This is a genomic window from Petrachloros mirabilis, from assembly GCF_975968855.1.
Genome location: NZ_CDLUDY010000080.1, coordinates 1 through 4,086, shown reverse-complemented (window position 1 = coordinate 4,086; position 4,086 = coordinate 1). Strand labels below are relative to the sequence as shown.

General features: G+C 55.0%; 6 protein-coding genes. All 6 read left to right on the top strand.

Translation table 11 applies throughout. From position 1 onward, the window contains the following. Positions 1-350 (top strand): c-type cytochrome (locus ACWVCN_RS03440; RefSeq protein ID WP_455244115.1); only part of this gene is annotated, 350 nt, incomplete at its 5' end. Positions 351-353: 3 nt separating this feature from the next. Continuing rightward, positions 354-1,382 carry a hypothetical protein gene (locus tag ACWVCN_RS03435; RefSeq protein WP_455244114.1) on the top strand — a complete coding sequence of 343 codons (1,029 nt, stop codon included), beginning with the start codon at positions 354-356 and terminating at the stop codon, positions 1,380-1,382. Between the two features lie 172 nt (positions 1,383-1,554). Next, a complete protein-coding gene (locus ACWVCN_RS03430; protein WP_455244113.1) occupies positions 1,555-2,424 on the top strand; it encodes a c-type cytochrome in 870 nt (289 codons plus the stop codon). Positions 2,425-2,510: 86 nt separating this feature from the next. Further along, positions 2,511-3,059: a YeeE/YedE thiosulfate transporter family protein gene (locus ACWVCN_RS03425; protein ID WP_455244112.1), complete on the top strand. Its 549-nt coding sequence runs from the start codon at positions 2,511-2,513 to the stop codon at positions 3,057-3,059. Continuing rightward, a complete protein-coding gene (locus ACWVCN_RS03420; protein ID WP_455244111.1) occupies positions 3,056-3,586 on the top strand; it encodes a YeeE/YedE thiosulfate transporter family protein in 531 nt (176 codons plus the stop codon). The genes ACWVCN_RS03425 and ACWVCN_RS03420 overlap by 4 nt, the downstream gene beginning before the upstream one ends. Beyond that, a complete protein-coding gene (locus tag ACWVCN_RS03415) occupies positions 3,583-3,987 on the top strand; it encodes an OsmC family protein (protein WP_455244110.1) in 405 nt (134 codons plus the stop codon). Before ACWVCN_RS03420 ends, ACWVCN_RS03415 begins: the two co-directional genes overlap by 4 nt. The last annotated feature ends 99 nt before the right edge of the window (positions 3,988-4,086 follow it).

Sequence of the window (4,086 nt, the reverse complement as noted above, 5' to 3'; positions counted from 1 at the left end):
CGCGTGTCCCTTCCGATCAGATCGAAGAAGCCAGAACCTGGATCAATCCCTTCGAGTCGACCGCGGAGAATACTCAGAAGGGGAAAGCTCTATTTCATGGAAAGGCCTTTTGCGTCACCTGCCACGGCAGGGACGGTAAGGGTTTGTCAGGTGTCGAGGGATTGAGGGGAAAGCTTCCTCGAAACTTTACCGATAAAGCATGGCAACGGGCGAGAACTGACGGGGAACTCTTCTGGATTTTGAAAAACGGGAGCCCGGGGACAGACATGGCCTCGTTCATCCCCCTTGTGCTGACAGAAGAAGAAGCCTGGCATGTGCTCTTGTATGTCCGGTCGTTCGGTCAACAATGAGTGATGAAGGTACGGGATAAGAGAACTAACTTATCATTTTCCGTACATCTCCAGTTTTTCATCCTCTTCATTGCGCTCTTTGTCGGATCGGGGGGAAGCGCGTTTGCCGACTGGTCTGCCACCGCCGAGCAGAAGACCAGCTATACGACCGATGCCTTGCAGTTTTCTTCCGCCAGGCGACTCCGATTCACCGAAGATCCGTCGCAGCCTACAGGAATTCCTCTTGGGAACCCGGAAGATGTGATTTGGGAACCCTCTCTCGACCTTCTACGGTCCTCTTCCAACAAGTGGGGAAACAATGAACTCTCCGTTAAAGCTCACGGATATATTTATACGAACAACGCGATCTTTAATCACGGTGATTACAAGATTCAGGATCGGCAATGGCTCGATCAAGAGACCTCAATTCTGGTGCGGTATCGCTACGTTCCCAATCTCTTTCTCGGGCCGAATTTTGAGCGCCGAACGGGCACGCGTTCGATTCAAGAGGAGCGTCTCACCTCGCATCATTGGCGTGCAGAGGTTGAGCGCCGTGTGAACAAGGACACCACCGTCACCTTGGTCGGCCGATTCGGCATTCGGCTGTACAATGATGTCTTTGCGGAACGGGATACAAACTTTTACACGGTCGGTCCCCATCTTCGACAGCAGCTGTTCTCTTGGCTGTCTGTGACGCTGGGATATCTGTATGAACGCGGCCTTTCCAATGGTCGGCACGATGTGCAGCTCAATGACGACGTATCCTATTTTCTGCATCTGATTTCCTGCGGCGCCGACTTGAGGCTGGCGCGTAATCTGATGCTGGAGCTGTCCTATATACACGTCCGGAAGACCTTCACGAGCAATCTCGTGGGTGATACCCATCTGGATCGGTTGGACCAGACACACCAGGGGCGGGTGGAACTTGGATACCAAATTACATCCAGATTGATCGGGACGCTTGCCTTCCAGCGAACCCAACGAACGTCGACCAATGCCTTGAGGGACTTCAACGATTCGATTGTATCGCTTGGAGCTGCGTACCACTTTTGAGCCTCAATGAGGTTATTGGGTGAAGTCTTGATGGATCTGTCGCGTGAAGCACCAGGGGACAAATCTCACCTGTGGAATTTTTCACCACTGAACGGCTATCTGTCGCGGTCGAAATATTTAACCAACTGTAATTTCAATGAATTGGATCGCTGACGAGAAGGAGAAGTGCGGCATGTCGATAGCAGAACATCAGACCATGAACCGTTGTATCCAGGTCATTCTCGGCGCGATTCTTGTGAGTTCAGGTTGTGCCGGAACTCAGGGGAAAATGGAGATGGCCGAAGGGGATCAGACAAAGAGCGGCGTAGAAAGGTTCGATCCTCTCTTTTCCCCTCCCTCGCCCGAGACGATTCCTGGTGGGCGACGCGGCGAACAGATACGCATCGGGTACGAAGTCGTTGCCCGTACGCAGGAGTTCGGGAAGCCCTACGTCGGCAATTCGCTCAATTGCACGAACTGCCATCTCGATGCGGGGCTCAATCCCAATGCCGCGTCCTTCGTAGGGTTGAGTGCCGTGTATCCTGAGTATCGGGCGCGTGCGGATCGGCAGATGACGTTGGCCGATCGGATCAACGAATGTTTTGAGCGAAGCCTGAACGGCAGGGCGCTTCCTCCCGATAGTTCCAAACTGCAGGCGGTTGTCGCCTACATCGAGTGGTTGTCGAAGGATATCCCGACTGGCAGTTCGGTTCCCTGGAGAGGGATTCCTCGCTTGAAGTCGGATAAGCAGCCGGATGCAGGAAGGGGCAAGAAGGTATTCGCTGCAAAGTGCGCGTTCTGTCACGGATCTGATGGGCAAGGTACGATGTCGGCTCCGCCCGTCTGGGGACCGAAGTCCTACAATATTGGGGCTGGGATGGCACGGATCAGCGTGGCGGCTTCGTTTATCAAGTCCAACATGCCGCGTGGCTGGGGCTGGTCGCTCTCCGATGAAGAGGCCTTCGACGTGGCCGCGTACATCAACAGCCAACCGCGCCCGGATTATCCCGAAAAGATTCGTGATTGGCCAAAAGGCGGGAAGCCCGCCGACTCGCCGTACTAGTAGAACCAAATGCCACATGCTCAATTTCCAAAATACCCAAAATACAATGTGTAGTTGAAAAGAGAGCACTCATTAGAAATTCAACATTGAACCTTCAGCATTATGGAGCGGCGTCAGCTGCTCCCATTCTGCCCTGGTGGATTGGCGGATTAGGAATCGGACTGATCTTGATCATAGCCGTGGGATTGGTTCAACCCATTGGCGTATCCACTCAGTATGTCGTGGCAGTCGGGGTGATTCTCCACCAGATTCTTCCGGTCGTCGCGACCGAGAGCCCCTACTTGGCTGAGTCGGCAGAAGGGTGGACGATCCTGACCTATGAATTCATGTTTGTGTTGGGAATTCCGATCGGAGCGTTTCTAGCCGCACTGTGGAGTGGTCGTGTGGCGTGGCAGGTTGTCCCGACTGAATGGGCCTCCCGTTTCGGAACTCTTCCAGGCAGGCGATTGGTGTGGTCCTTTATCGGCGGATTTATTCTACTGTTCGGCGCCCGGTTCGGCGGAGGCTGTACATCCGGGCACATGATCAGCGGAGTGTCGCAGCTGGCTTTCAGCTCACTGGTCTTTTCCTCGGCGCTCTTTCTGAGCGCGATCGTGACAGCCCGATGGCTGTATGGCGGCGGAGGCACCAGATGAACCTGCTGCTCGGTTTGGTCTTGGGTGTGGCTTTCGGGGCGGTCCTTCAAATGACCGGTGCATCAAGCCATACGAAGGTCGTCAACGCGCTCCGACTCCGAGATTTGACTATCATCAAACTTATTCTGACCGCCATCGGCGTCGGATTGATCGGCGTCCATCTTCTGGATGCCTTCGGCTTGGCGAATATGAAAGTCAAGGATCTCTACCTGCCGGGCGTCGCCATCGCCGGACTGATCTTCGGAATCGGATTTGCCGTCACCGGGTATTGTCCGGGCACGGCGCTCGCTGCAGCTGCGGAAGGAAAAGTCGACGCCTGGTTCACGGTAACCGGCGGCTTGTTTGGTGCCGTCATTTTTGCGTTTCTCTATCCCGAGCTAGAATCGGCCTTGCTCGCCTTCGGCCGATTCGGTCCCATCACCCTTCATCAGACCCTTGCGCTGCCTGGAGCTGTAATTGCGGTGCCGGCGGGTGCCGTCTGTATCTGGGCGGCAATGCGGCTTCATGATCCGAGGGGCGCGTCATGAAACTTCTCGTTTCCTATCACGGCGGAACACGTTTTGACATCGTCAGCGGCAGGCATCGGATTGTGACGGATCAGCCGGAGGAGGACGGAGGGCAGGATGCCGGGATGAGCCCTGTTGAGTTATTTGTGGGATCGATTGCCAGCTGCGTCGGCTATTTCGTGGGTCGCTTTTGCTCGCGGCACAACATTCCACAAAACGGCCTTACGGTTGAGGCAGAATGGACAATGGCTGAAGGCCCGCATCGTGTGGGTGCAGTCTCGATCGCCATCCGTCTCCCTCATCGTCTCACGCACGATCAGAAGGAACGCCTCTTGAAAGTGGCGCACGGCTGTACCGTCCATCAATCAATCGCAGTTCCCGCGACGGTTGATATCAGATTGAATCCTCACGGCCATTCGTGACTCTAACGCAACGGAGGGAATAGCATGTCGGTTTCTCGAAGGGGATTCTTTACGGCGCTGATGCAAGGTCTTGGAGCGGGAGTCATCGGCGGATGGGTG

Excerpts from the sequence above, each read along its gene's own strand:
- ACWVCN_RS03435 (WP_455244114.1), top strand. The coding sequence starts at position 354 with ATGAAGGTACGGGATAAGAGAACTAACTTATCATTTTCCGTACATCTC.
- ACWVCN_RS03430 (WP_455244113.1), top strand. The coding sequence starts at position 1,555 with ATGTCGATAGCAGAACATCAGACCATGAACCGTTGTATCCAGGTCATT.
- ACWVCN_RS03415 (WP_455244110.1), top strand. The coding sequence starts at position 3,583 with ATGAAACTTCTCGTTTCCTATCACGGCGGAACACGTTTTGACATCGTC.
- ACWVCN_RS03420 (WP_455244111.1), top strand. The coding sequence starts at position 3,056 with ATGAACCTGCTGCTCGGTTTGGTCTTGGGTGTGGCTTTCGGGGCGGTC.